At 65.4% G+C, this 24988-nt stretch carries 24 protein-coding genes; 10 read left to right on the top strand and 14 right to left on the bottom strand.

Annotation, left to right across the window (positions count from 1 at the left end; all coding sequences use genetic code 11):
• Positions 1-283: 283 nt before the first annotated feature.
• Both ACVOLO_RS07630 and ACVOLO_RS07635 read left to right on the top strand, forming a co-directional pair.
• On the top strand, positions 284-724 hold the full coding sequence (locus tag ACVOLO_RS07630; RefSeq protein ID WP_481569648.1) for a SufE family protein: 441 nt from the start codon (positions 284-286) through the stop codon (positions 722-724).
• Entirely contained in the window at positions 721-1965 is a 1245-nt protein-coding gene (locus tag ACVOLO_RS07635; protein WP_481569649.1) for an MFS transporter, read from the top strand. Before ACVOLO_RS07630 ends, ACVOLO_RS07635 begins: the two co-directional genes overlap by 4 nt.
• Before the next feature lie 235 nt (positions 1966-2200).
• On the opposite strand, the gene ACVOLO_RS07640 is transcribed toward ACVOLO_RS07635, so the two are convergent.
• Complete coding sequence (locus ACVOLO_RS07640; RefSeq protein WP_481569650.1) at positions 2201-2770, bottom strand: nucleoside deaminase; 570 nt, start codon at positions 2768-2770, stop codon at positions 2201-2203.
• The gene (gene dksA, locus ACVOLO_RS07645) at positions 2724-3830 is read right to left on the bottom strand and encodes an RNA polymerase-binding protein DksA (RefSeq protein ID WP_481569651.1); all 1107 of its coding nucleotides are present in this window, start codon (positions 3828-3830) and stop codon (positions 2724-2726) included. Before dksA ends, ACVOLO_RS07640 begins: the two co-directional genes overlap by 47 nt.
• A gap of 262 nt (positions 3831-4092) precedes the next feature.
• On the opposite strand from dksA, the gene yidD reads away from it, so the two are divergent.
• Genes yidD through ACVOLO_RS07660 form a run of 3 tightly spaced genes read left to right on the top strand, consistent with a single transcriptional unit; the run spans position 4093 to position 6564 of the window.
• Positions 4093-4365, top strand: a complete 273-nt coding sequence (gene yidD / locus ACVOLO_RS07650; protein ID WP_481569652.1) for a membrane protein insertion efficiency factor YidD — start codon at positions 4093-4095, stop codon at positions 4363-4365.
• A gap of 1 nt (position 4366) precedes the next feature.
• Positions 4367-5713, top strand: a complete 1347-nt coding sequence (locus ACVOLO_RS07655) for a dihydroorotase (RefSeq protein WP_481569653.1) — start codon at positions 4367-4369, stop codon at positions 5711-5713.
• Positions 5713-6564: a M23 family metallopeptidase gene (locus ACVOLO_RS07660; protein WP_481569654.1), complete on the top strand. Its 852-nt coding sequence runs from the start codon at positions 5713-5715 to the stop codon at positions 6562-6564. The genes ACVOLO_RS07655 and ACVOLO_RS07660 overlap by 1 nt, the downstream gene beginning before the upstream one ends.
• A 327-nt stretch (positions 6565-6891) precedes the next feature.
• On the opposite strand, the gene ACVOLO_RS07665 is transcribed toward ACVOLO_RS07660, so the two are convergent.
• The 5 genes from ACVOLO_RS07665 to efp form a co-directional block, all read right to left on the bottom strand.
• A complete protein-coding gene (locus ACVOLO_RS07665; RefSeq protein ID WP_481569655.1) occupies positions 6892-7626 on the bottom strand; it encodes a squalene/phytoene synthase family protein in 735 nt (244 codons plus the stop codon).
• Complete coding sequence (locus ACVOLO_RS07670; protein WP_481569656.1) at positions 7596-8285, bottom strand: phosphoglycolate phosphatase; 690 nt, start codon at positions 8283-8285, stop codon at positions 7596-7598. Before ACVOLO_RS07670 ends, ACVOLO_RS07665 begins: the two co-directional genes overlap by 31 nt.
• Positions 8282-8998, bottom strand: coding sequence for a bifunctional 2-polyprenyl-6-hydroxyphenol methylase/3-demethylubiquinol 3-O-methyltransferase UbiG (ubiG, locus tag ACVOLO_RS07675; RefSeq protein ID WP_481569657.1), 717 nt, complete (start codon positions 8996-8998; stop codon positions 8282-8284). Before ubiG ends, ACVOLO_RS07670 begins: the two co-directional genes overlap by 4 nt.
• A gap of 43 nt (positions 8999-9041) precedes the next feature.
• A complete protein-coding gene (locus tag ACVOLO_RS07680; protein ID WP_481569658.1) occupies positions 9042-10379 on the bottom strand; it encodes a TRZ/ATZ family hydrolase in 1338 nt (445 codons plus the stop codon).
• A 175-nt stretch (positions 10380-10554) separates the two neighbouring features.
• Positions 10555-11121, bottom strand: a complete 567-nt coding sequence (gene efp / locus ACVOLO_RS07685; RefSeq protein ID WP_481569659.1) for an elongation factor P — start codon at positions 11119-11121, stop codon at positions 10555-10557.
• A 101-nt stretch (positions 11122-11222) separates the two neighbouring features.
• On the opposite strand from efp, the gene epmB reads away from it, so the two are divergent.
• A complete protein-coding gene (gene epmB / locus ACVOLO_RS07690; RefSeq protein ID WP_481569660.1) occupies positions 11223-12281 on the top strand; it encodes an EF-P beta-lysylation protein EpmB in 1059 nt (352 codons plus the stop codon).
• Between the two features lie 15 nt (positions 12282-12296).
• Here the strand turns inward: epmB and ACVOLO_RS07695 are convergent, their stop codons facing one another.
• From ACVOLO_RS07695 to ACVOLO_RS07705, 3 genes are all read right to left on the bottom strand, one after another.
• Positions 12297-14453, bottom strand: a complete 2157-nt coding sequence (locus tag ACVOLO_RS07695; protein WP_481569661.1) for a putative bifunctional diguanylate cyclase/phosphodiesterase — start codon at positions 14451-14453, stop codon at positions 12297-12299.
• Positions 14450-15367: a phosphate/phosphite/phosphonate ABC transporter substrate-binding protein gene (locus ACVOLO_RS07700; RefSeq protein ID WP_481569662.1), complete on the bottom strand. Its 918-nt coding sequence runs from the start codon at positions 15365-15367 to the stop codon at positions 14450-14452. Before ACVOLO_RS07700 ends, ACVOLO_RS07695 begins: the two co-directional genes overlap by 4 nt.
• A gap of 61 nt (positions 15368-15428) precedes the next feature.
• A complete protein-coding gene (locus ACVOLO_RS07705; protein WP_481569663.1) occupies positions 15429-16184 on the bottom strand; it encodes an RNA methyltransferase in 756 nt (251 codons plus the stop codon).
• Positions 16185-16305: 121 nt separating this feature from the next.
• Here ACVOLO_RS07705 and ACVOLO_RS07710 point away from each other — a divergent pair, with 121 nt between their 5' ends.
• Complete coding sequence (locus ACVOLO_RS07710) at positions 16306-17133, top strand: inositol monophosphatase family protein (RefSeq protein ID WP_481569664.1); 828 nt, start codon at positions 16306-16308, stop codon at positions 17131-17133.
• A gap of 422 nt (positions 17134-17555) precedes the next feature.
• Here ACVOLO_RS07710 and htpX read toward each other — a convergent pair whose 3' ends face one another.
• Positions 17556-18422 (bottom strand): protease HtpX, encoded by an 867-nt coding sequence (gene htpX, locus ACVOLO_RS07715; protein ID WP_481569665.1) that lies wholly within the window; start codon positions 18420-18422, stop codon positions 17556-17558.
• Positions 18423-18516: 94 nt separating this feature from the next.
• On the opposite strand from htpX, the gene gluQRS reads away from it, so the two are divergent.
• The 3 genes from gluQRS to phaR all read left to right on the top strand — a co-directional run bounded on the left by gluQRS (position 18517) and on the right by phaR (position 20864).
• Positions 18517-19404: a tRNA glutamyl-Q(34) synthetase GluQRS gene (gene gluQRS / locus ACVOLO_RS07720; RefSeq protein WP_481569666.1), complete on the top strand. Its 888-nt coding sequence runs from the start codon at positions 18517-18519 to the stop codon at positions 19402-19404.
• A 56-nt stretch (positions 19405-19460) separates the two neighbouring features.
• Positions 19461-20201 carry an acetoacetyl-CoA reductase gene (phbB, locus tag ACVOLO_RS07725; RefSeq protein ID WP_481569667.1) on the top strand — a complete coding sequence of 247 codons (741 nt, stop codon included), beginning with the start codon at positions 19461-19463 and terminating at the stop codon, positions 20199-20201.
• A gap of 147 nt (positions 20202-20348) precedes the next feature.
• Positions 20349-20864, top strand: coding sequence for a polyhydroxyalkanoate synthesis repressor PhaR (gene phaR, locus ACVOLO_RS07730; RefSeq protein WP_481569668.1), 516 nt, complete (start codon positions 20349-20351; stop codon positions 20862-20864).
• 311 nt (positions 20865-21175) lie between these two features.
• Here phaR and ACVOLO_RS07735 read toward each other — a convergent pair whose 3' ends face one another.
• The 3 genes from ACVOLO_RS07735 to mutL are packed head-to-tail and all read right to left on the bottom strand — an operon-like array spanning position 21176 to position 24938.
• Positions 21176-22138, bottom strand: coding sequence for a TraB/GumN family protein (locus tag ACVOLO_RS07735; protein WP_481569669.1), 963 nt, complete (start codon positions 22136-22138; stop codon positions 21176-21178).
• Entirely contained in the window at positions 22135-23076 is a 942-nt protein-coding gene (locus ACVOLO_RS07740; RefSeq protein ID WP_481569670.1) for a DUF1684 domain-containing protein, read from the bottom strand. The genes ACVOLO_RS07735 and ACVOLO_RS07740 overlap by 4 nt, the downstream gene beginning before the upstream one ends.
• Positions 23076-24938 carry a DNA mismatch repair endonuclease MutL gene (gene mutL, locus ACVOLO_RS07745; RefSeq protein ID WP_481569671.1) on the bottom strand — a complete coding sequence of 621 codons (1863 nt, stop codon included), beginning with the start codon at positions 24936-24938 and terminating at the stop codon, positions 23076-23078. Before mutL ends, ACVOLO_RS07740 begins: the two co-directional genes overlap by 1 nt.
• Positions 24939-24988: the final 50 nt, after the last annotated feature.

The following is a 24988-nucleotide window of genomic DNA, read 5'->3' on the forward strand; positions in this document are numbered from 1 at the left end:
AAAACCCCCCCCCCTCTCCCCAACCCCCGCTCCGCGCCCCAGCCTTCGCTAGACGCGAAGGCGCTAGGAGAGCAGCGAATCAATGATTCGCAAGCTGCTCTCCGTCGCCCCGCCAGGGGAGAGGGGCTTTAAACCCGCGATTGCACAATACCGCCTCAGCTCGCTTCGCTCTAAGCCCCTCTCCCCTCGCGGGAGAGGGGTTGGGGAGAGGGGGAAAGAAAAACCCCCTTCCCCACAAAGCTCCTCCTGCCTCCACAGGCATGGAGCCAAAACAGGAACCCCGATGACCAACTCCCCCTTCCCGCTCGAACCCACGCCCGCCGAAGCCCAGGCCACTATTACCGAGGAGTTCTCCTTCTTTGGTGACTGGTCCGAGCGCTACCAGTACCTGATCGACCTTGGCCGCAAGCTGCCCAGCTTCCCCGAAGAGTGGAAGACCGAAGAGCACCGCCTGCTCGGCTGCCAGTCGATGGTCTGGATCGTGCCCGAAGGCGACGCCGACAAACTTGTCTTCCACGCCATCAGTGATTCGGCCATCGTTTCGGGCCTGATCTACCTGGCGCTGCGCGTATATTCCGGCCGCTCCGCCACCGACATCCTGGCCACCGAGCCCGACTATGTCGCCGCCATCGGCCTGGCCAAGCACCTGTCCCCAACCCGCAGCAACGGCCTTGCGGCAATGCTGGCCTTCATCCGCGACACCGCCAAAGCTCACCTGCAGTGAGCCTGACTGCCGACGGCTCCAGCCCCGGCGCACTGCTGCGCCAACCCGGTTTTGCGCAGCTGCTGATGTACCGCATCGCGGCGATGCTCTCCTACCAGATTGTCGCCGTCACCGTCGGCTGGCACATCTATGAGATCACCCGCAATCCGTTCTCGCTGGGGCTGATCGGCCTGGCCGAGGTACTGCCGTTCTTCTGTGTGGCGCCATTTGCCGGCTACCTGGTTGATCACCTGCCGCGCCGCAAGCTGGGCATGGCCGCCTGCCTGGGCCTGATTGCGACCGCCGTGGTTCTGGTTGCGGTGACAATGGGCTGGCTGCCGGTCAAGGGGGTGTGGCCGATTTATCTGGCAATCGCCCTGACCGGCATGGTCCGCGCGTTTCTGTCGCCGATCTACAACGCACTGTTCGCACGCGTGCTGGCCCGCGAACAGTTCGCCCGGGGCGCCGGATTCGGCAGCGTGGTGTTCCAGGCCGGCATGGTCATCGGCCCTGCCCTGGGCGGCGTCCTGGTTGCCTGGGGCGGCAAGGGCTTGTCCTACGGCGTCGCTGCGGTAATGGCGATGCTGGCATTGCTCGCACTGGCCTCGCTGAAGGTCAGCGAACCGGCGCCACCGCAGACCCGCGCGCCGATCTTCGCCAGCATCGCCGAGGGTGCCCGCTTTGTGCTCGGCAACCAGATCATGCTGGGCGCGATGGCATTGGACATGTTCTCGGTGCTGCTCGGCGGCGTGGTGGCGATGCTGCCCGCCTTCATCCAGGACATCCTGCATTACGGCCCGCAAGGCCTGGGCATCCTGCGTGCAGCCCCCGCACTGGGCTCGATCTGCGTCGGCCTGTGGCTGGCGCGGCGCCCGCTGCAGCGCAACGCCGGGCGCGTACTGTTGTTCGCCGTGGCCGGCTTTGGGCTGTGCGTGATCGCCTTCGGCCTGTCCCGGCACTTCTGGCTGTCCGCGGCCATCCTGTTGTTCTATGGCGCCTGCGACGGCGTGTCGGTGGTGGTGCGCTCGACCATCCTGCAGTTGGCCACGCCCGATGAAATGCGCGGGCGGGTGTCCTCGATCAACGGCATCTTCATCAGCTCATCCAACGAACTGGGCGCGTTCTATGCCGGAACCATGGCACGGCTGCTGGGATTGGTGCCGGCCGTGGTGATCGGTGGCTGCGCGGTGCTGGGCGTGGCCTGCGTCACCGCCTGGAAGGCGCCGCAGCTGCGCCGGCTGAATCTGCGCGATCTGCAGTAACGGCGGCCCTCATCCGCCCTTCGGGCACCTTCTCCCGCAGACGGGAGAAGGGAGCATGCCGAGCATTGCGCATGTCTTCAGGCCACCGAACGGTGGCTGGCCGTGCGGAGCGCAGAGGGTTTCCGAAGCCGGCACCCTCCCTTCTCCCGCTTGCGGGACAGCAGCCCCCTTTTGGGAGAAGGTGCCCGAAGAACTTGCCCCCGCGCAGGCGGGGGGCGGATGAGGGAGCGTTGCGCTACTGCCCTGCCTTCCACTCCGCATACAACCCGGCCTCGCCTGCCGGCCGCAACTGCTGCAGGCCAGAACCGGAAGCGGCCGGGCCTTCTGCCAGGCGCGCATACACCGCGCCAGTGGAAAGCCCAAACGGCGCGCCGTCTTCGTTGGAATACGCAAACCACGCCTGCTCGATACCGCACAGATACATCGCCGCCAGGCACATCGGGCAAGGATGTCCGCTTGCGTAGATCACGCAGCCATCCAGACGCGGGCTTGCCAGCGCGGCACTGGCCAGGCGGATGGCGCGCATCTCGGCGTGGTCGGTCGGGTCGTGGCTGGCATGGATGCTGTTGGCCGCCTCGGCCAGCACCTTGCCGTCCTTGACCAACACCGCGCCGAAGGGGCGACCGCCGCCGGCAATGTTGGTGCGCGCCAGCTCAACAGCGCGGCGCATGAAAACGTCCTGATCTGTCATCTTCACTTTCCAGAAAGGCAAAACCCCGCCGGGGCGGGGTTTTGCGTTGCTCGGCAGAACCAGGCGATCAGTCGCCCTGCTGCTTCTGCAGGTGCTCCCAACGCTCCTGCGCATCAATCGTGCGCTCGGCGGTGAGGCGCGCTTCCAGACGATCCAGGCCGATTTCTTCGCCGGTATCGACGCAGAAACCGTAGTCGCCGGCTTCCAGACGCTTCAGCGTGCTGTCGATCTTGCCGATCAGCTTGCGGTAGCGATCGCGAGTACGCAGTTCCAGCGAGTTCTCGGTCTCGCGGGTTGCGCGCTCGGCTTCGTCGCCGATGTCACGCACTTCCTCGCGCAGGTTCTCGATGGTCTGCTTCGATTCCTCGACCAGATCACCGCGCCATTGCAGCAGGCGCTGGCGGAAGTACTCCTGCTGCAGCGTGCTCATGTACTCCTCGTCCGCCGTCGGCTTGTAGCCAGCCGGCAGGATCGGGCGGCCGGAGGCCTCGTCGGTCTTGTATTCGACCACCTTGTACTTGCTGCGCGGCGCCGGAGCGGTCGAACGAGCGGTGACAGCGACGGCCACCTTGCCAACCGGGCGAACAGCAACCGGAGCGGTGGATTTGACGGGTGTTTTCACGGGGGATTTCGAAACAGGCACGGGCTTCTTGGATTGCGGGGCTTTGGCCGCCGGCGTCGGCTTGGCAGCAACCGGCTTGACGACCGGCGCTGGAACCTTCTTGGCGACTTCAGCCGGGACAGGCTTGGCCGTCACCGGCTTGACGGCCGGCTTCGGTACGGACTTGACCACGGATGGGGTGGTGGGCTTCTTGACGACTTTGGCAACGGATTTCTCGGCTGCCTTCTTCACCACCGGCTTGGCTGCAGGCTTGACGGCCTTGGCCGCTGCAGTTTTCCTGGCGGGCGCGGCGACCGGCTTGGTCACCTTGCCGGCAGGCGTTTTCTTGGCCACCGGAGCCGCCGGCTTGGCAGCAACCTTCTTGGCGACAACCGGCTTGGCCGCAGCCTTCTTGGCAACTGCCTTCTTGGCAGGCGCCTTGGTTGCGGCCGGCTTTGCAGCCTTGGCAACGGGCTTGCTTGCAGCCGGCTTGGACACCGCCTTCTTGACTACAGGTTTGGCGGTCTTCTTGGCGACCTTGACGGCCTTCTTTGCAGGTTTTTTAGCAGCCACGAAACGCTCTTCCTTGTTTCCCCCGGGGCCCGGGAAAGCGGGCCTTTATAGCCTACCCGACCAGCAGCAGCAACCGCGTCGGACACCGCTGCCTGAACGGATGCCCGGCCCGTGCTGCAAGGGTCCGGTGGCGTCACCGGACCGTTTCGCGCAGTTCGGAACGTAACCAGGCGCGGCATCCGCACCTGGCTGGCGCTGGTAAACCACGAAAGCTTTACCGGCACCGTCCCGCATCCTGCGACAAATTCAATGACAATGCCAAGTGGCATATCATTCGTGGGTGATCGGCCGCCTACTCATTGCCGTACTGCGCTTCTACAAGCGCTTCATCAGCCCCCTGCTCGGGCCGCGCTGCCGTTTTGTTCCCAGTTGCTCTGAATACGGGATGGAAGCCATCCGCGTACACGGTCCCTTGCGTGGCTGCTGGCTTACGCTGCTGCGGCTGGGCCGTTGCCAGCCCTTCCATCCCGGCGGCTTCGACCCGGTGCCCGAGCGCTCTGACTCTTCTTCTTGCCGCTGTACAGGAAAACACTGATATGTCCTCCACGCTCATCACCAATGCCCGCATGGTCAACGAAGGCCGCACTTTCGATGGCGACCTGCGCATCGAAAATGGCCGCATCGCGCAGATCGGCGCCGGGCTGGCCCCGCGCGACGGCGAGCAGGTGGTGGACGCCGCCGGGCGCTGGCTGCTGCCCGGCATGATCGACGACCAGGTGCACTTCCGCGAACCGGGCCTGACCCACAAGGGCGACATTGCCAGTGAATCGGCCGCTGCGGTGGCCGGTGGCCTGACCAGCTTCATGGACATGCCCAACACCAACCCGCCGACGCTGGATTCGACCATCCTCGAAGCCAAGTACGAACTGGCCAAGGGCCGCGCCTGGGCCAACTACGGCTTCTATCACGGCGCCAGCAACGACAACCTGGAAGCCATCCGTGTGCTCGACCCGAAGAACGCGCCGGGTGTGAAGGTGTTCATGGGCGCCTCCACCGGCAACATGCTGGTGGACAACCCGGAAACGCTGGACGCGATCTTCCGCGACTGCCCGACGCCGATCATCACGCACTGCGAAGACACGCCGATGATCGACGCCAACCTGAAGGCGTTCCAGGAAAAATACGGCGACGCGCTGACCCCGGACATGCACCCGGACATCCGCTCGCGCGAAGCCTGCAAGAAGTCCACCCTGCTGGCGTTGTCGCTGGCCCGCAAGCACGGCACGCGCCTGCATGTGCTGCACATCTCCACCGCCGATGAGCTGGAACTGTTCGAGAAAGGCCCGCTGATCCGCGCCGATGGCAGCCGCAAGCAGATCACCGCCGAAACCTGCGTGCACTTCCTGCATTTCGCGCGCCCGGACTATGCAATCAAGGGCAACCTGATCAAGTGCAACCCGGCGATCAAGGAAGTGTCCGACCGCGAGGCAATCACCGCCGCGCTCGCCAATGACGTGCTTGATGTGCTGGCCACCGACCACGCCCCGCATACCTGGGAAGAGAAGCAGAAGCCCTACGCACAGGCGCCGTCCGGCCTGCCGCTGGTGCAGTACGCACTGGTTGCCGCGCTGGAGCGCGTGCACGAAGGCAAGCTGACCCGCGAACAGGTGGTGCAGAAGTTCGCACACGCACCGGCACAGCTGTTCGACGTGGAAGAGCGCGGTTTCCTACGCGAGGGCTACTTCGCCGACCTGGTGCTGGTCGAAGACGTGCCGTTCACGGTCAAGCGCGAGGACGTACTGTCCAAGTGCGGCTGGTCGCCGTTTGAAGGCACCACCTTCCGTTCGCGCATCGCCTCCACCTGGGTCAACGGCCAACTGGTGTGGGACGGCAGCAAGCTGGTCGGCGCACCGGCCGGCCAGCGCATGACCTACGACCGCTGATGCGCTCGGCATTGATGGTCACCGCGCTGCTGCTGGCAGCGCCACTGGTCCCTGCGGCATCCGTGCAGGCGCAGGACGGCATTGGCGACCTGGTCGACAACCGTGTCGTGTTCCCGGCCAGCGCCTCGCAGGGCGCGATGGTGGTCGGCAAGGTACCGGCCGGCAGCAGCGTCCGTTACGGTGGCCGCGACCTGCGCGTGAGCGGCTACGGCAGCGTGGTGTTCGGTATCGGCCGCGACGAGAGAGGCCCGCTGCAGGTGCAGGTCCGTCGCCCCGATGGCAGCAGCGAAACCGCCTCCATCACGGTGACACCACGCGACTGGCCAACCGAACGCGTCAACGGCGTGCCGCCGAAGACGGTGAACCCGCCGCCGGCCATCGCCGAACGCATTGCCCGTGAGCAGGCACAGGTCACCGACGCGCGCAAGCGCGACGACAACCGTACCGACTTCACCCAGACCTTCATCTGGCCGGTACAGGGGCGCATCAGCGGCCGCTTCGGTAATGCGCGCATCTACAACGGGCAGCCGGGCGCCGGTCATTCCGGCATGGATATCGCCGTGCCAACCGGCACGCCAGTGAAGGCACCGGCCGCCGGCATCGTCACCTTCGCCGGTCCGGACCTTTACCTGACCGGCGGCACCCTGGTGCTCGACCACGGCTACGGCATCAGCTCCAACTTCCTGCATCTGTCGCGCATCGGCGTGAAGGTGGGCGACCGCATCGAACAGGGGCAGAACATCGCCACGGTCGGCGCGACCGGGCGTGCGACCGGGCCGCATTTGCATTGGGGGATGAATTGGTTCGATACCCGCATCGACCCGCTGCTGGTGCTGGAACGCGGGAAGTAGATCTACGCCCCTGCGTAGGAGCGCCTTTAGGCGCGAAGCTGGGATAGCTTCAGCAATCGGTCACTCCACACACGGAATATCCGCCGGCTTCGCGGCCAAGGCCGCTCCTACAGGCATTCATGCACCAGGAGCGCCTTCAGGCGCGAAGCTGGGATCGCTTCAATAATCGGCCTTCTCGCAAGCGGAACATCTGCCGGCTTCGCGGCCAAGGCCGCTCCTACGGGCATTCATGCACCAGGAGCGCCTTCCGGTGCGAAGCCCGGATCGCTTCAACAATCGGCCTTCTCGCAAGCGGAACATCCACCGGCTTCGCGGCCAAGGCCGCTCCTACCCGCGGGCAGCCCACCAACTGCGCCACAACAGTGCAGCGGGGTTGGGCTGGTATTGACCACCCTTCAAACAAGCCTGCACGCGGGCGCGGCCCAGCGATGCGTACAGCCGCCGTGGACGCGGGCCAGCAACGCGCGACGGCCATGCCGTCAGCAACTGCTTCTGCCACTGCGTTTCGTCGCCCGCCGCACGCGGCACTGCGGCCGCGCCCAGGTCCTGCACGCGCTGCGCCAACAACTGGGTCAACACGGCATCAGCGGCCTTGGCCGCGGGCTTTTCATTGAACACCGCCGCTTCCACTGCCGCGACAGCGGCGGCATATGCGGCCAATGCACTGCGCGCCTGCGCAGCATCGGCCGGTTGTTCGCGCGCCTCCATCAGGCTCGGCAACGCATCTGCCAATGACTGCCACGGCGCGCGCACCGGCTCCAACACGCGCCCCAGTGGATGCCGCGAGCGCTGCGCCGCCCAACTGCGCAGTTCCTCGCCCCACCATGCCAGCTTGGCGTCCTGCGGCGTGGTGTCGCCGGTGGCGTTCAGGATGTCGTCGAACTCCTGCAACAGCGCGAACCACGCCACTGCGCGGACGCGCACTCCCTCATCGACGAAGCGCTCCACGAAGGTCCATTCAGGCCAACGGTCACGCCATTTGTCCAGGAAGCTGTCCAGCGCACTGCTCACATCAAACCTCGTTGTTTGGATCAGGCCGAAGCCGGTTGGGTAGCTGGCCATGCGGCTGGCTGCCAAAGTTCCTGCGGCAATGCACGCTGTACATCGGCCTGCCAGGCAGAAGGGTCGTCACCGTCAAGGCGATAGCCCCACAGCGCGGCCACGGACGGCATGCCGGCGGCCCGCGCGGCGACAATGTCACGCTCGTCATCGCCCACGTACACGCAGCTGCCCGCAGCAGCCTGGATACGTTGCGCCGCCACTTCCAGTGGTAACGGATGCGGCTTGCGCTCGGGCAATGTGTCACCGCCGATCAACACCGCGCAGCGCTGCTCCCAGCCCAGTTGCGGCAGGATCAGCCGCGCCAGGTATTCAGGCTTGTTGGTGACGATGCCCCACACCGTGCCGGCCCGCTCAAGCGTTTCCAGCATCGTTTCGACACCATCGAACAAGCGTGCATGCTGGCCGATCAGCGCCTCGTAGACATCCAGAAATTCCGGAATCAGCGCATGACGCTCGCTCTCGGCCATCTGTGGAAACGCAACCGCCAGCATCGCACGCGAGCCCTTGGATACCACCGGCCGCAGTTGCTCCAGCGGCAAGGCAGGCAGGCCGCGCGCCTGGCGCATGCGGTTGGCGGTGGCGATGAAGTCCGGCGCACTGTCCAGCAGGGTGCCGTCCAGGTCGAACAACACCGCTGCCGGGAACGACGCGGCGGTCATGCCTGGTCCGGCTTGACCGCGTAGGCCAGGTAATTGATCCCGGTGCGACTGCTCAGGCGCGCGCGATTGCGCCACGGCTCGTAGGCCATGCCGGTGACGTCCTGCAGTTGCAGGTCCGCCTCGCGCAGCCACGCGCCGAGTTCGGCCGGCTTGATGAATTCCTGGTAGTGATGCGTGCCCTTGGGCAGCAGTCGTGCGATGTACTCGGCACCAACCACGGCCACCGCAAAAGCAGCCGGGGTGCGGTTGATGGTGGACAGGAACAGTTTGCCGCCCGGGCGCAGCAAGCGCTGGCACGCGGCGATGATCGCGCCCGGGTCGGGCACGTGCTCCAGCATTTCCATGCAGGTGACCACGTCGAATGCACCCGGCTGCTCGGCGGCGAGGTCTTCGGCAGCCTGCACGCGGTAGTCCACCTGCACGCCCGATTCCAGGCCATGCAGACGCGCCACCTTGACCAGCTCCGGCGCCAGATCAATGGCCGTGACCTGCGCCCCTTCCTTGGCCAGCGCCTCGCTCAACAGGCCGCCACCGCAACCGATGTCCAGCACCTTGGCACCACGCAACGTGGCGCGGTCGGCGACGTACTGCAGACGCACCGGGTTCAGTGCATGCAACGGCTTCTGCGGGCCATCGGCGTCCCACCAGCGGTTGGCCAATGCGGCGAACTTGTCCAGTTCGGCCTGATCGAAATTGGTGGAGGTTGCGCTCATCTGTCTTTCCTCTTGGGGCCGCCTGCGCGGCCCAGCTGCGCCCTCAGGCGCGGATGCTGCGGATACGGTCGCGCCACTGGCGTGCGTTGGCGGTGATTGCCGCCACGTCCATGCCAACCAGCTCACGCTGGACCAGTTTGGGTTTGCCGTCGATCCACACGTCGCTGACCTGGTGACGGCCGGCGGCATAAACCAGCTGCGACAGCACATGGTGCAGCGGCTGGGTTTCCAGCGCCGACAGATCCACGCACGCCAGGTCGGCCTGCTTGCCCACTTCGATGGAACCCACGCGGTCGCCGAAGCCCAGCGCACGCGCGCCACCCAGCGTTGCCGCGCGCAACGTGGTGGCGGCGTCCAGCGCGGTGGCGTCGTTGGCCACGGCCTTGGCGAGGATGGCCGCAGTGCGGTTCTCGCTGAACATGTCCAGGTCGTTGTTGCTGGCACAGCCATCGGTGCCGATGGCCAGGTTCACACCGGCCTTGACCAGCGCACAGGCCGGGCAGAAGCCCGAGGCCAGCTTCAGGTTCGATTCCGGGCAATGCACCACGCTGACGCCGCGTTCGGCGCACAGGTGGATTTCAGCGTCGGTCAGCTGGGTCATGTGCACGGCAATCAGGCGGTCATTGACCAGCCCCAGGCGGTCCAGCCGCGCCAGCGGGCGCTGCCCATGCAGCGCGATGGAGTCGGTGATTTCCTGCGCGGTTTCATGCGTATGCAGATGCACCGGAACATCGAGCTGATCGGACAGCATCCGCACCCGCTCGAAGTTGGCATCGCTCACCGTATACGGCGCATGCGGCGCAAACGCGGTGCCGATCAGTGTGTCGTCACGCCAGGCATCGTGCAGCTCGGTGGCGCGGGCGAAGTATTCGTCATCACTCTTGGCCCAGGCGCTGGGGAAGTCGATGATCACCGAGCCCACCAACGCGCGGAAGCCATGCTGCTTGTACACAGCGGCCTGCACGTCGGCGAAGAAATAGTTTTCGTTGGCGCACGTCGTGCCGCCGCGCAGCATCTCGGCAATGGCCAGGGTGGTGCCGTCGGCAACGAACTCCGGGCCGATCACCGCCGCTTCCACCGGCCAGATGTGCTCGCGCAGCCAGGTCATCAGCGGCAGGTCGTCGGCGACGCCGCGCAGCAGCGTCATCGGGTTGTGCGTGTGCGCGTTGACCAGTCCGGGGATCAGCGCCGCTTCCGGTCGCGATACCACCTGCTGGGCAGCAAAGCGCGCACGTGCCTCGGTGCGCGGCAGCACTGCCACGATCTTCCCGCCGGTCACGGCCACGGCGTGATCCTCCAGCACCACCGCATGCGGCTCGACCGGAACCACATAACCGGCTTCGATCAGGAGGTCACAGGGTTGGGGTTGGATGTCGCTCACGCCGTTTCACCTCTGTATCTGTTACTGAATCCATCCAGCCAACGCCGGATGCGAAAAAGGCTTCGGGCTTCCGAAAGGTCGCCCGAAGCCCAGTGTCGCCTGCGCCACGATCCCCGCCTGCGCGGGGATGCCGCAATGGCAAAGGCGTTTGCGCTTGCGCAAACGCGCCATTACGTCACTTGACGCGCGCGGAGTATTCGCCCGAACGCGTATCAACGCGGATGATTTCATCCTGGTTGACGAACAGCGGCACGCGGACCACGGCGCCAGTTTCCAGGGTGGCCGGCTTGCCGCCACCGCCGGAGGTATCACCACGCACGCCCGGGTCGGTTTCGGTGATCTTCAGTTCAACGAAGTTCGGCGGCTGCACGGCGATCGGCTCGCCGTTCCACAGGGTAACCACGCAGGACTCCTCGCCCTTGAGCCACAGCTCGGTGCCGCCCATGCCGGCCTTGGTGGCCTGCACCTGCTCGAAGGATTCCGGATCCATGAAGTGCCAGTACTCGCCGTCGCTGTACATGAAATTCATGTCGGTATCGACCACGTCAGCCGCTTCCATCGAGTCGGTCGACTTCATGGTCACTTCCTGCGTACGGCCATCCTTGATCAGACGGTACTTGACGCGGGTGAAGGCCTGGCCCTTGCCCGGCTTGACGTACTCGGTGTCGATGATGACAGCTGGCTGGTTGTTGACCAGGATCTTCATCCCGTTCTTGACGTCGTTCATGCCGTAACTGGCCATGCTGAAACTCCTGAGGTGGCAAAAACCGGCGCGTGTTGCAACCGGCCGGATTAGAATGGAACGCCCGCCATCAGGCGGGGCAACTGTTTTTCTGACCGCCAATGATAACCGCAGCCCCCGCCCACGCTCCACAACAAGCCGTCCTGACCCTGCCCACCGACCGCTGGCAAGCGCATTGGCGCCAAGCCATCCGCGCGCCGGCGCAGCTGCTGGCCGAGCTTGGGCTGGCAGCGGAAGACGTGGGGCTTTCGGCCGAAGCGCTGGCGCAGTTCCCGTTGCGGGTACCGCGCGGCTTTGTGGCCCGCATGCGCCATGGCGATCCGGCCGACCCGCTGCTGCGGCAGGTGCTGCCCATCAATGATGAAATGCAGGTGGTCCCCGGGTTCAGCTTCGACGCCGTCGGCGACGGCCAGGCCCGCAAAGCCACCGGCGTGATCCAGAAATACCAGGGTCGCGCCCTGCTGGTGGTCACCGGCAGCTGCGCCATCCACTGCCGTTACTGCTTCCGCCGTCACTTCGACTACGCCGAAGAAAACGCGGCCAAGGGCGGCTGGCACGAGGCCCTGGCAGCCATCGCCGCCGATCCGGGCATTGATGAAGTGATCCTCAGCGGCGGCGACCCGCTGTCGCTGGCCACCTCCAAGCTGGCTGAATTGACCGACGCCCTGGCAGCCATCGGCCACGTCAAACGCCTGCGCATCCACAGCCGCCTGCCGGTGGTGCTGCCCGAGCGGGTGGATGCGGAACTGGTGCAATGGCTGCGCGCCCTGCCGTGGCCGGTGGCGTTCGTGATCCATGCCAACCATGCCAACGAATTTGATGCCAGCGTCGATGCGGCGATGGCACGCCTGCGCGGCGCCGGTGCGCAACTGCTCAACCAGGCCGTGCTGCTGCGCGGGGTCAACGATGATCTGGACGTGCTGGCCGCCCTGAGCGAGCGCAGCTTCGCCGCTGGCGTGCTCCCCTATTACCTGCACCAGCTCGATCGTGTGCAGGGCGTGGCCCATTTCGAGGTCAGCGACGCCCAGGCCTTGGCGCTGCATGCCGGGCTGCTGGCCCGGCTGTCGGGCTACCTGGTGCCCAAGCTGGTGCGCGAAATCGCCGGCGACACCAGCAAGCGGCCCATGCAGGGCCCGGGCTACGAACCAGCGACGGCCTGAAGCCGGCGCCGGTGTTCACGCCAGGATGCCCGGCACCCCCGCGGTGTCGTGCTCCAGCAGCTGCACCAGGGCATCGGCCGCCAGCGGTCGGCCCAACCAGTAGCCCTGCACCAGATCACAACCGCGCTGACTGAGCAGTTCAAACTGCGCCCGCTGCTCCACGCCCTCGGCCACCACCGTGATACCCAAAGCGTGGGCCATGGCGATGATGGCGGTGGTCAGCGCCAGATCGTCCGGGTCGCGCTCCATGTCCGCCACGAAACTGCGGTCGATCTTGACCCCGTCCACCGGCACCTGACGCAGATGACTGAGCCCGGAGAAGCCGGTGCCGAAATCGTCCAGCCACACCCGGACGCCGGCACGGTGCAGTTTCTCCAGCAGCGTCACGGCCAGAATCTCGTCACCGATGACCGCCGTCTCGGTCAGCTCCAGATGCAGCCGCGAAGCGGCCAAGCCCGAGGTGTGCAGGCTGGCGTCAACTTCCGCTATCAGGTCACCGTTGCGCAGTTGCCGGGGCGATACGTTGACGGAGATGAACACCTCCTCGCCGGCCGCGTTGCGCGGCCACAGCGTTGCCTGTTCGCAGGCCGCACGCAGCACCTTCGGGCCGAGCGCCTGGATGAGGCCACTCTGTTCGGCCACGTCGATGAAGACCGACGGCGGTATCGGCCCCAGTGTCGGGTGATGCCAGCGCAACAGCACTTCGGCGCCGACCAGAATGTGGTCGCGGGTGCGGAAGATGGGCTGGTAGACCAGGCCCAGTTCACCGCGGTCCCAGGCGCCGCGCAGCTCCTGTTCCAGATACAGGCGCCGCTCCACGGCGTGATCCATGGCCCGGTTGTAGTAACGGAAGCAGTTCTTGCCGGCAAGCTTGGCCTGGTACATGGCGATATCGCCATTCTTCAGCAGCGTGCTGGCGCCGTTCGCGTCCTCGGGGAACAAGGTGATGCCGATGGAACTGCCGAGGAATATCTCGCGCTGCTGCACCTGCAGGGGCTGCGCCAGCTCCACGACCAGCCGCTCTGCAAGCTGCGCCGCGGTTTCTGCCGCGCCGCGCTCCCCCTCGCCCACGAGAATGACGAATTCATCGCCGCCAAAGCGCGACAGCAACGCCTCGCCGCCCCCGGCCTGCGCCACCGAGGTACCGATGCGCTGCGCAAACTGCAGCAGGGCATCGTCGCCAGCCTCATGGCCAAAGGTGTCGTTGACCCGCTTGAATTCATCAATGTCGATGAATAACAACGCCAGCGACCGCCCATCCAGGCGCGCCTCATGCAGCCGCTCTTCCAGGGTTTCGCGGAACGCCAGGCGGTTGGTCAAACCCGTGAGGGCATCGGTGTAGGCCATCTGCCGCACTTCACGGTCATGCCGGGCGATGCTCTGGCTCATGCGGTCGAAGGTACGCAGCAGCTCGCTGATTTCATCACCGCGCCGGCTCGGCTGTGCCTCGATCTGGTAGTCGCCCCGTTCGATACGCTGCGCAGCCCCGCTCAGCCAGCGGATCGGCCGCACCATGGTGCGCTGTATGTATAGCCCCGTGGCACAGGCAAAAACCACCAGTGCAGCCATCAGCGCGGTCAACCACATCCATTGCCGGCGCCGGGTGTCATCCAGCCGCTGGGTCAAGGTGCGCATGGCGGCCACCTCCTGCGCATGCATCGGCGCCAGGTCCATCCCCACCCGCAGCCCACCGATGCGCTGGTCACCAATATGGATGGGCAGGTCGATCTCCAGTACCGAGGGCGAATGCTGCTGCAGCATTTCCCGCGCGCCGACCGCAGCCTGCGCCAGCGGGTCCCGCATTGGCTGGCCGTAACCGGCCACATCAATGGAGCCATCGTGGACAAGGTGGCCGTCGGCGTCGTGCACCAGCACATAGCTCACCGACTCCTGCGCGGTGGTGTTGCGCACCAGCGCTCCAATGGCAGCCAGGTCTTCGTAGTACAACGGGTTGACCAGGTTGTCGGCCAAGCCCTTGGCCAGGGCGGTCCCGCGCTCCTTGATGCTCTCATCAAGCACCTGCCGGATGACATCGACGCTGTTGCGCAAGACCTCCCGCTGGACCGCCGCCTGGCGCGCCAGCATCAACGAGACAATGGCCGTCACCACCAACAAGGCCACACCGGAGGCGAGCAGGAAGCGCGCCTGCAGGCCAAAGCGCAATCGCTTCATTCCACCTCCATGCGGATGCGGGCCAACCCGGCGCGCAGGCGGTCCAATGCACGCTGGCTGTCAGCGTCCACCGGGTGAAAGCCGGTGGTGCCAAAGAACTTGGCCAGCGCCGGCCCGGCAACCGGATCACGGCTTGCCTCCAGCAGCACCCGCTGCAGACGCTCACGTACCGCCGGGTCCAGGTCGGACCTCACCATTTCCAGGGCGCGCGGCATCGGCTCGCTGCGGAAGATCACCCGCATGTCGCTGCGGAATGCCGGCGGCATGCTGCGGTCGTCCATCCAGTCCAGGCTGCTGATCACCCCGGCATCCACCACCCGCTTGTGGACGTAGGTGGAGATGTTCAGCTCGGTGCGCGCGAACACATAGCCCACCGTATCGGTGGCGGGCACATCGCCCGGCGTCAACAGGATCTCCGGCTTCACGCCCTGCTCAAGCAGCTCCATGGCCGGCACCAGATAGGCGCTGGTGGACAGTGCGCTCTGCAACGCCAGAGTACGGCCCCGGAGGTCCTGCAGGCTGCCCACCGGGCTGTCGCGGCGCACGAAGAACACACTTTCATATGAGCCAACGCCGCTGCGCTCGGTCAGCAGCAAGGGCCGCGCGCCGGCCCGCTGCTGCAGGGCCATGCCCGTGCCAGCGGTTTCGGTCACCCAATCCACGCGCCCACGACGCAGGTAGCTGCCCATCTGCTGGGCATCCTTGGCCATCAGGATGCGCCCTTCGACGATCCCGACCTCCCGCATCCGTGGCACCACGTAATCCAGCAACGGTTTGAGCTGGTCATAGTGCGACTTCGGATCATCACTGATCCGCCCCAGCACCAATACCGAACGCTCGACCGCCCCGCCTGCAACCGGCTGTAGCGCAGCCAGTCCCAATACGGCTCCCCAAAGCCATCGAAACACGCGCAAAACGGCAACTCCCCAAACGATTCGGCAAGCCTACCGGAAATCCCCGGTTGTGATGAGTTTCTCAGTCGCCGCGCTCACCGGCCAGCCGCGCCATCCGCTGCGCGTCCGCCAGAATGCCGCGCAGCAGCCGGACCTCCTGCTCGGACAGGTCCGCCTTCATGAACAGCCGGCGCAGCTTGCGCATGGCCGATTCCGGCGCACGACCCTTGTGGAAATCGATCTGGTCCAGCGTGTCGCCAAACTGGCTGAACATGCCCTCCAACTGTGCATGGCTGGCTGCGGCTTCACCAAAACCCGGCTCCCGCACCGGCGGCGCCTGCTCTTCCAACTGCGCCATGCGCACCTCATAGGCCAGCACCTGCACAGCGGCCGCCAGGTTCAGCGAGCTGAATTCAGGATTGGAGGGGATGTGAACAGCCAGATGGCACAGCTGCAGCTCCTCGTTGGTCAGGCCGGTGCGCTCTCGGCCGAACACGAAGGCCACTTCAGCACCCTCGCCGGCCTTGGCAACCGCCCGCTGGCCTGCCACTTCCGGCAGCAGTTCTTCCAGTTGCACGCGCCGCGAACGCGCCGTGCAGCCCAGCACCAGTTGGCAGTCGGCAACGGCCTCGGCCAGGGTCGCCACCACCGGCGCGTCGCCGAGCACATCCTCAGCCCCAGCCGAACGGCGCATGGCCACATCGTCCAGCGGCTTTTCCGGGGCTACCAGCACCAGCCGTGCCAGCCCCATGGTTTTCATCGCGCGGGCGGCCGCGCCTATGTTTCCAGGGTGCTGGGTACCGACAAGAACGAAACGGATATGGACAGGAGCAGACATGGATGGCAAAAAAATCAGGAGCGAGACAGCTGCAGATGGTAAACTGCGCGGCCGGCCTGTGCGCCGGGCCCGCTCTTTTCCCCCGCCAATCCGATCTCAGCCTTCACGGGAGCCTTTCGCCATGCAGAAACCCGCCGTAACCGTCATGGTCAAGGCCGCCCGCCTCGCCGGCAACGTCCTGCTCCGCAACATCAACAAGCTTGAAGCCCTCAATGTGGTGCAGAAGGGTCGGATGGATTACGCCAGCGAAGTGGATGGCGACGCGGAGAAGGTCATCGTCAAGGAGCTCAAGCGCGCCTATCCCGAATACGGCATTTTCGGTGAAGAAGGTGGCGTCCAAGGCAGCAAGCGCCAGATGTGGGTGATTGACCCGCTCGACGGCACCAGCAACTACCTGCGCGGCTTCCCGCATTACTGCGTGTCCATTGCCCTGGTCGAGAACGGCGAACCGACCGACGCGGTGATCTTCGACCCGCTGCGCAATGAACTGTTCACCGCCAGCCGTGGCAATGGCGCGGTGCTCAACGACCGCCGCATCCGCGTTTCCGACCGCAAGGACCTGGAAGGCAGCATGCTCCACACCGGCTTCGCACCGCGCGAACGCGCCCGCGCCAGCAGCCAGCTCAAGACCCTCGACACGCTGCTGGTACAGGCCGAGGACGTGCGCCGCACCGGCTCAGCTGCGCTGGATCTTGCCTATGTGGCCTGCGGCCGCGCCGATGCCTATTTCGAAGCCGGCGTGAAGGCCTGGGACATCGCCGCCGGCGTGCTGCTGGTCCGTGAAGCAGGCGGCAAGGTCTGCAACTACCGCGGCGCCACCCCGGCCCGCATGGACGACAAGGGCCCGGAGACACAGCAAATCGTGGCCGGCAACATCAAGGTCTGCGAGGCGCTGCAGAAGGTGATCGTCAATACCGGCTACGCTGCCGAGTTCGATCCGAAGTTCTGATCGACCGTTGCGTCATTCGTTGAAGAAAACGGCACCCAAGGGTGCCGTTTTTGTTTTTGGGCAGTGCTGTTTCCGCGACGTGTTGCGAGTGTTGTTGCGGCGGCTTGTTGTTGCTGCTGCTGTTGTTGCTGTTGCCGTCCCCTCTCCCGCCTGCGGGAGAGGGGTTGGGGTGAGGGCAGCCCTTGCCCTAAGCCTTTCAGGTTTTTTTTTTGCTTTTGACGCATGCCTCAGCGCTCCAAACAATGGCAACAGCAAATGCTGGAGCACAAGCCCCCTCACCCCTACCCCTCTCCCATAAACGGGAGAGGGCACGGCCAGATCAAAAGCACAGCAGCAACGCGCCACACCAAGCCTGCCTACCAAAAACGAAAACGCCCGGCACGTGGCCGGGCGTTTCCATCAAAAGCGCGTACAGGCGTCAATCACACCACGGTCGATGCCTTCAACGCGGCAATACGCTCTTCCAGCGGCGGATGGCTCAGGAACAGCTTCTTGGCAGTCGAGCCGGCAATACCGAAGGCCGCAATCTGCGTCGGCAGGGTGCTCTGCCCGTGGTTGAGCTTCAGCCGTTCCAGCGCGGCGATCATCTTCTGGCGACCGGCCAGCGTCGCGCCACCATGGTCGGCACGGAACTCGCGGCGACGCGAGAACCACATGGCAATCATCGTGGCGAACACGCCGAACACCATCTCCAGCACAAACACGATGATGTAGTAGGCAAAGCCGCGGCCGCCGCCTTCGCGGTTACCCGACAGCGCACTGTCGATCACGCCACCGACCACGCGGGCCAGCACGATCACGAAGGTATTCAGCACACCCTGCAGCAATGCCATGGTGATCATGTCGCCATTGGCCACGTGCGCGATCTCGTGGCCAAGCACTGCTTCAGCCTCGTCCTCGCTCATGTTGTGCAGCAGGCCGGTGGACACCGCCACCAGCGCATTGTTGCGGTTGGCGCCGGTGGCGAACGCGTTGATCTCCGGTGCGTCATACACCGCCACTTCCGGCATGCCGATGCCGGCCGCCTTGGCCTGGCGTGCCACCGTATCCAGCAGCCAGCGCTCGGTCTGGTTGCGCGGCTCGGTGATGACCACCGCGCCGGTGCCGCGCTTGGCCATGAACTTGGACAGCAGCAGCGAAATGATGGAACCACCGAAACCGAAGATGGCTGCCATGACCAGCAGACCGCTCATCTGCGAGGAGTTCACGCCCAGGATGGACATGACAATGCTTGCCAGGACAAGCACTGCAAGGTTGGTCAGAAGAAACAGCCCGATACGGGTAAACATGGGAAAGATCCATGGAGGTGGGAAAAATGTGCGATAAATCTGCGGCTCGCACGGGTTGAATTCAAGCACAAATCTGACCGACGATTCAGCTTCGATGCCTTCGTTTCCTTACCGCGGCCGTTTCGCGCCCTCCCCGACCGGCCCGCTGCACCTGGGCTCGATGCTGGCTGCCTTTGGCAGCTGGCTGCTGGCCCGTCATGCGCAGGGCCAATGGCTGGTCCGCATCGAGGATATCGACCCGCCGCGCGAGGTACGTGGCGCTGCAGAACAACAGCTGGCCACCCTGGCGGCCTACGGCCTGCATGCCGATGAACCCGTGCAATACCAGAGCCATCGCCACGCACTTTACCGGCGCGCAAGCGAACAACTGCTCGCGCAGGACAAGGCCTTTCACTGCCATTGCAGCCGCGCCGACCTGGCCGATCAACATGGCATCCACCGCCGCTGCGCAGCCAGCCAGCAACGCCCGCATCCAGCCATCCGCCTGCGCGTGGCCGATGGCAGCCACATCACCTTCAACGATGCCCTTCAAGGCCGCATCACCCAGGAGGTCGATCGCGAGGTAGGCGACTTCGTCCTGCTGCGCGCCGACGGCTACTGGGCCTATCAGTTGGCGGTGGTGGTGGACGATGCCGACCAGGGCATCAGCCACGTGGTGCGCGGTGCCGACCTGGTCGATTCGACCCCGCGTCAGATCCTGCTGCAACAAGCCCTGAGCGTACCAACGCCCCAGTATCTGCACCTGCCACTGCTGCTGGGGCAGGACGGGAACAAGCTGTCCAAGTCGCTCGCGGCAATGCCGGTGGATATCGACACCCCGTTGCCGGTGCTGCGCTGGCTATGGACTGCACTGGGGCAGGCACCGGGCACCCTGGATGCTGCAGCCAGCGTTCCGGAACTGCTGCAGCATGCCGCCGCCGGCTTTGAACCTGAGCGGCTGCAAAAAGAATCACGGATCGTCCCCGGTTCGCCCCCGGGCTGACCGCAGTTTCATTAGAATCGGTGGCTCCCCGCGCAATCGCCCTGGAGCATCTGCCCATGACATCCCGCGTCGCACTGGTCACCGGCGGCACCGGCGGCATCGGTACCGCCATCTGCCAACGCCTGGCCGACCAGGGCCATCGTGTCGCCACCAACTTCCGCAACGCCGACAAAGCCCAGCATTGGCAACAGAAGATGCAGGCAAAAGGCTATGACATCGCCTTGTTCCCCGGCGATGTTGCCGACCCTGTCAGCGGCCGCGGTCTGATCGAGGCAACCGAAGCCGCATTGGGCCCGGTGGAAATATTGGTCAACAACGCCGGCATCACCCGCGACACCACCTTCCACCGCATGAGCCCCGAGCAGTGGCACGAGGTGATCAACACCAACCTCAACTCGGTGTTCAACGTGACCCGCCCGGTGATTGAAGGCATGCGCAAGCGCGGCTGGGGCCGGGTGATCCAGATCAGCTCGATCAACGGCCTGAAGGGCCAGTACGGCCAGGCCAACTACGCGGCCGCCAAGGCCGGCATGCACGGCTTCACCATTTCGCTGGCGCGCGAGAATGCCGGCTTCGGCATCACCGTCAACACCATTTCGCCCGGCTATGTGGCCACGGACATGGTGATGGCCGTACCCGAGGAAGTGCGGGCCAAGATCATCGCCGACATCCCCACCGGCCGCCTGGGCAAGCCGGAAGAGATCGCCTACGCGGTGGCCTTCCTGGTTGCCGAAGAAGCCGCCTGGATCACCGGCTCCAACCTGGATATCAACGGCGGCCACCACATGGGCTGGTGACGCGCCGTCGCCATGCTGCGCAACACAGGTATTCGTGCTGCGCAACAGGAAAACACGTTTGCGCGCCTTGCAACCTGTACTTTTGGCTGTTGCAAGGCCTGCTGCACTGCGCCATGCTGGGCGCCTACCGTGACGAGTGATGGCTTAATGGCTGCGACCCGCATCATCAAGAAATATCCCAATCGCCGGCTCTACGACACCGAGATTTCCAGTTACATCACCATCGAAGACGTGCGCCAGCTGATCCTCGACGGCGAGGACTTTGAAGTACGTGATGCCAAGAGCGGTGACGACCTGACCCGCTCGGTTCTGCTGCAGATCATTGCCGACAAGGAGCAGGACGGTGAGCCGATGCTCTCCACCCAGTTGCTCAGCCAGCTGATCCGTTTCTACGGCGATTCGCTGCAGGGCTTCATGGGCAACTACCTGGAGCGCAGCATGCAGGTGTTCCTGGACCAGCAGCAGCAGTTCCGCCAGCAGATGGGCAACCTGCTCGGGCAGACGCCGTGGGCGATGATGAATCAACTCACCGAGCGCAACATGGAGCTGTGGCAGGAATTCCAGCGCAACATGGGCGCAGGCTTCGGTCGCCCCCCGGCCACCGGCAGCAAGCCGGCCGACCCGCCGCCGCCGCCGGGCAGCAAGACCCGCGGCAACCGCTGAACAAAAAGGCCGACGCAAGCGTCGGCCTTTTGCTTTCCATGGGAACGGCGCACGCCGCGAGGCAGGCACTGGCTGCAGCGTTTGGCAGACGACCATCCTGGCATCTGATGTCCAGCACCGTGGACTGGGATGCAACCCCAGCGTCTCCATTTCGCCAATGGCTGGGATTCCATCTCAGCCAACTGTGCTGTGCGCAGGAGCCCGCGGCCTCTCCAGGCACGCCGAAACGACATTGCAACCCGCCTGATCACACGGTGATCGCAATCAGCCGGCATTGCCAGCTTCGCGGCCAAGGCCGCTCCTACCGAGCCTCAGCGCTTTGCAGGCTTGCAGGCCGAACAGATGCGCTCCACCTGGTAGCCGCGCGCGCGCAGCTTTTCGACCACGCCGTCACTGCCCAGCAGGTGCAGAGCGCCCACCACCGCCAGGGTGCTGCCCTGCCCTGCCTGAAGCCGCTGCTGCAGGGGCGCCAGCCAGGCGTCATTGCGATCCACGTTGATCCGCTGATACAGCCCGGGGTACTGCCGCTTCATCTGCGCCGCCATGTCGCGCCACAGCGTCACGTCATCGCCACGCCGCCACGCGGCATGCAGCTGGCGGCTCTGCTCGTCGCCCTTTTCCACCTGCTCCAGTGCCTCGCGCAGCAACTGCAGCTGCTCGTCGCTGCTCATGCTGTCCAGCATGCTGATCTGCGAAGACGCCGTCTCCAGCCCCGCTGCCGGTTTGCCGGCCTGCACGGCGCGCGTCATCAGATGCCGGTCCAACCCCGCCTCCGGGTCCAGCCCCTGCCTCGTCATCTGGCCGATGCTGATGGTCAGGCCAATGAACCAGGGCTTGAGCCCCACCAGCCGCTCCAGCGGCGCGTTGTTGGCGGTGGCGTAATCCTGCAGCCGCTTCCAGGTGGTCGCATCCAGTTCTTCCTTGAGCTGGCCACCATCGCGGCGCACCGCCGCCTGCATCATCTGCGTTGCCAGCGCCGGCGAATTCATGTCCTCCGGCGGCAGTTCAAACAGCAAGCGGCTCGATGCCTCGAATGCCTTGTCCACATCCGGCGACAGGGGATAGTCGTCCGGCTTGAGCAGGTGGAACGAACCCAGCAGGTAGAGCTGCGCCCCCTCCGGCCCGCTGACTTTCCACAGCAACGGCACCGGCGGTGCCGCCTTCGCCGCCGCCGGCGCAACCGGCTCGGCCTGCCGTGCCTGAGCGATGGCCGGCACCAGCAGCATCATCACCGTGCCCAGCAACACCCTCGTCGCGCGCGTCATCAAGCTCATGCGGCAACCTCCGCCTTTGGCTTCACGTAGGCCTTTTCACCGGCTTCAACCTTCATGTCCATGCGGTTCTCCGGCGGCGGCAACGGGCAGGTCGCAAACGGCGTGAACGCGCACGGCGGGTTGTAGGCACGGTTGAAATCAATCACTACTTCACTCCTGGCATCGGGCATGTCCAAGTCGACATAGCGACCGGCCGAATAGCTCTCACGCCCATTGGTGCGGTCCGCAAAGATCAGCTGCAACGGACGGCCCGGTTCACCGAGCGTTTCCAGCCGCCAGGTGCGGCCGTCGCGCTCGAACTCCACCGCCCCTGCATTGGGCACCTCGCTGGACAAGCCGGTGATGTCGACAATGGGAATGGTCTTGTTCACGTCATGCGGCACGAAGCGCGCGGTCACCCGCCAGGACGGATCGGCCGGCCAGTACGACAGATGGCCAAAATTCAGCCGCGCCGGGGCATCGGCGTGCTTCAGACGCAGCGCGTAACGCGGGCCACGATGGATCAGCGTCAGCAGACCCTTGCCGTCGTCGAAGGAGATCACCGTTGGCGACGCATCGTCATCGCTGCGGAACGGAATGCGCCCCTTCACCACCTGACCATCGGCGTGCAGCACCACGCCGGGCTCCGGCGTGAACCACACCTTGTCGCCATCGCGCGACACCATGCCCATCCGCGGCGGCCCCATGGCCAAACGAATGCCGCTGGTGCTGCCACTGCCAATGTAGTGCGCCTTGAGTTCCAGCCAGTGCAGGCCGACCAGGCTGGCCCAGCCGTCGGGCGTGATCAGCCCGGTCAAGCGCTGCTCACGCCATAACGCGTTGTCATGCGCGAACGCCGGATCCACCGGCGCTGGCTTGCCGGCATCGGCGTTCTTGTCGCCGCAACCACCCAGCAGCATCGCGGCCATCAAGGCCACGCTCCCCCATCGTTTTTTCATCAACGCCCCCGCAGGAACCAGCGGTCGATCTCCGCCAGCGAAAAGCGCGCCCAGGTGGGGCGGCCGTGGTTGCATTGCCCTGAGCGCTCGGTGATTTCCATGTCGCGCAGCAGGGCGTTCATCTCGGGAAGGGTCAGACGCCGGTTGGCGCGCACCGCGCCGTGGCAGGCCATCGTCGACAGCAATTCGTCGCGGGCGGTGGCGATGCGGCGACTCTGGCCGTGTTCGCGCAGGTCGGTCAGCACGTCACGCAACAGTCCTTCCGGTTCGGCATTGGCAAGCAACGCCGGAATGCTGCGCACATGCAACGAGCCCGGGCCCGAGCGGGTGACTTCAAAACCCAGCTCAGCCAGCGTCGCCGCCTCGCGCTCTGCAGTATCGGCGTCGCGCTCGCCTACCGCCAGCGTCATCGGCACCAGCAACGGCTGTGCGTGCAGGCCGATGCCGTCATGCGCATTCTTCAGCCGTTCGTAGCCGATACGCTCGTGCGCGGCATGCATGTCCACCACGATCAGGCCTTCGGCGTTTTCGGCCAGGATGTAGATGCCGTGCAACTGGGCGATTGCATACCCCAGCGGCGGCACGCCGCTGTCGCCGGCGGTCGGCGGCAATGCCGGCCCCGCTTCGGCAAACGACTGCACCGTACCCGCGGCCGGCGCCGAATACAGGGCCGCATACGCCGACGGCGCCTCGGCCACCTGCAGGCCCAGCGGCGATTGCCGCGCCTGCCAATTGCCATTGCCCTCACTGGCGCTGCCCGGAGGCCGTCCCAGCACATAACCCGAACCACCGTAACCGGGCGGTGCCTGCATCGGCGGCGCCGTGTCCGCCGGCTGCCCGGCTGCCGGAGCCGCTGGCGCCATGCCGGCACGGGTCTCGGCCAGCGCGTCCTTCAGGGTGCGATAGACAAAGTCGTGGATCAGCCGCGCGTCGCGGAAACGCACTTCGTGCTTGGCCGGATGCACATTCACGTCGACCCGGGTCGGGTCGAGCTCCAGAAACAGCACGTAGGCCGGCTGACGCCCGTGATAGAGCACATCGCCGTAGCCCATTTTCACCGCATGGCTGACGCTGCGATCGCGCACCGAGCGACCGTTGACGTACAGGTACTGCTGGTCGGCACTGGCGCGCGAATACTGTGGCTGGGCGATCCAGCCATGCAGGCGCAGGCCGGCTGCGCTGTGATCCACACGCAGTGCCTGCCGCGCGAAATCTTCGCCCAAGGTTTCGCCAAGGCGCGTGTCCGAATACAGATCGCCAGGTTTGTAGCGGCGTGACGGCTTGCCGTTGTGAGAGACGCGCAGCTCCACGTCCGGACGGGCCAGCGCCAGCGAGCGCAGCCACTCTTCGATATGGCCCAGCTCGGTGCGTTCGGCGCGCAGGAATTTGCGCCGCGCCGGCACGTTGTAGAACAGCTCGCGTACTTCCACGGTGGTGCCCGGCGCATGCGCACGTGGCGCAACTTCACCCAGCTTGCCACCCTCGATCTGCAACGCGGCGCCATGCTCGTCGTCGGCACGACGCGAGGCCAGGGTGAAGCGGCTGACCGAGGCGATGGACGGCAACGCTTCACCGCGGAAACCCAGGGTCGCCACCGATTCCAGATCATCCAGGCTGGCGATTTTGCTGGTGGCGTGGCGCGACACAGCCAGCGGCAACTGCTCCGGCGCCATGCCACCGCCGTTGTCGCGGATGCGGATCAGCCGCACGCCGCCTTCTTCCAGGTCAATGTCCACGCGCGTGGCGCCGGCATCAAGTGCGTTCTCCACCAATTCCTTGACCACGGATGCGGGGCGCTCGACCACTTCGCCTGCGGCGATCTGGTTGATCAGGATTTCCGGCAGGGGGCGAATCACATTCATCGCACACCACCTGCGGAAACCGACATGCGGACGCGGGGAGAGAGGGACGA

It is taken from the genome of Stenotrophomonas sp. STEN056 (assembly GCF_056759635.1).

What these genes read in the sequence shown, in the direction of transcription:
- ACVOLO_RS07630 (WP_481569648.1), top strand. Translation starts at nt 284, where the DNA reads ATGACCAACTCCCCCTTCCCGCTCGAACCCACGCCCGCCGAAGCCCAG.
- ACVOLO_RS07640 (WP_481569650.1), bottom strand. Translation starts at nt 2,770, where the DNA reads ATGCGCAGGAGCGTTGGGAGCACCTGCAGAAGCAGCAGGGCGACTGAT.
- ACVOLO_RS07655 (WP_481569653.1), top strand. Translation starts at nt 4,367, where the DNA reads ATGTCCTCCACGCTCATCACCAATGCCCGCATGGTCAACGAAGGCCGC.
- ACVOLO_RS07660 (WP_481569654.1), top strand. Translation starts at nt 5,713, where the DNA reads ATGCGCTCGGCATTGATGGTCACCGCGCTGCTGCTGGCAGCGCCACTG.
- ACVOLO_RS07665 (WP_481569655.1), bottom strand. Translation starts at nt 7,626, where the DNA reads ATGGCCAGCTACCCAACCGGCTTCGGCCTGATCCAAACAACGAGGTTT.
- ACVOLO_RS07670 (WP_481569656.1), bottom strand. Translation starts at nt 8,285, where the DNA reads ATGACCGCCGCGTCGTTCCCGGCAGCGGTGTTGTTCGACCTGGACGGC.
- ubiG (WP_481569657.1), bottom strand. Translation starts at nt 8,998, where the DNA reads ATGAGCGCAACCTCCACCAATTTCGATCAGGCCGAACTGGACAAGTTC.
- efp (WP_481569659.1), bottom strand. Translation starts at nt 11,121, where the DNA reads ATGGCCAGTTACGGCATGAACGACGTCAAGAACGGGATGAAGATCCTG.
- epmB (WP_481569660.1), top strand. Translation starts at nt 11,223, where the DNA reads ATGATAACCGCAGCCCCCGCCCACGCTCCACAACAAGCCGTCCTGACC.
- ACVOLO_RS07695 (WP_481569661.1), bottom strand. Translation starts at nt 14,453, where the DNA reads ATGAAGCGATTGCGCTTTGGCCTGCAGGCGCGCTTCCTGCTCGCCTCC.
- ACVOLO_RS07705 (WP_481569663.1), bottom strand. Translation starts at nt 16,184, where the DNA reads ATGTCTGCTCCTGTCCATATCCGTTTCGTTCTTGTCGGTACCCAGCAC.
- ACVOLO_RS07710 (WP_481569664.1), top strand. Translation starts at nt 16,306, where the DNA reads ATGCAGAAACCCGCCGTAACCGTCATGGTCAAGGCCGCCCGCCTCGCC.
- htpX (WP_481569665.1), bottom strand. Translation starts at nt 18,422, where the DNA reads ATGTTTACCCGTATCGGGCTGTTTCTTCTGACCAACCTTGCAGTGCTT.
- gluQRS (WP_481569666.1), top strand. Translation starts at nt 18,517, where the DNA reads ATGCCTTCGTTTCCTTACCGCGGCCGTTTCGCGCCCTCCCCGACCGGC.
- phbB (WP_481569667.1), top strand. Translation starts at nt 19,461, where the DNA reads ATGACATCCCGCGTCGCACTGGTCACCGGCGGCACCGGCGGCATCGGT.
- phaR (WP_481569668.1), top strand. Translation starts at nt 20,349, where the DNA reads ATGGCTGCGACCCGCATCATCAAGAAATATCCCAATCGCCGGCTCTAC.
- ACVOLO_RS07735 (WP_481569669.1), bottom strand. Translation starts at nt 22,138, where the DNA reads ATGAGCTTGATGACGCGCGCGACGAGGGTGTTGCTGGGCACGGTGATG.
- ACVOLO_RS07740 (WP_481569670.1), bottom strand. Translation starts at nt 23,076, where the DNA reads ATGAAAAAACGATGGGGGAGCGTGGCCTTGATGGCCGCGATGCTGCTG.
- mutL (WP_481569671.1), bottom strand. Translation starts at nt 24,938, where the DNA reads ATGAATGTGATTCGCCCCCTGCCGGAAATCCTGATCAACCAGATCGCC.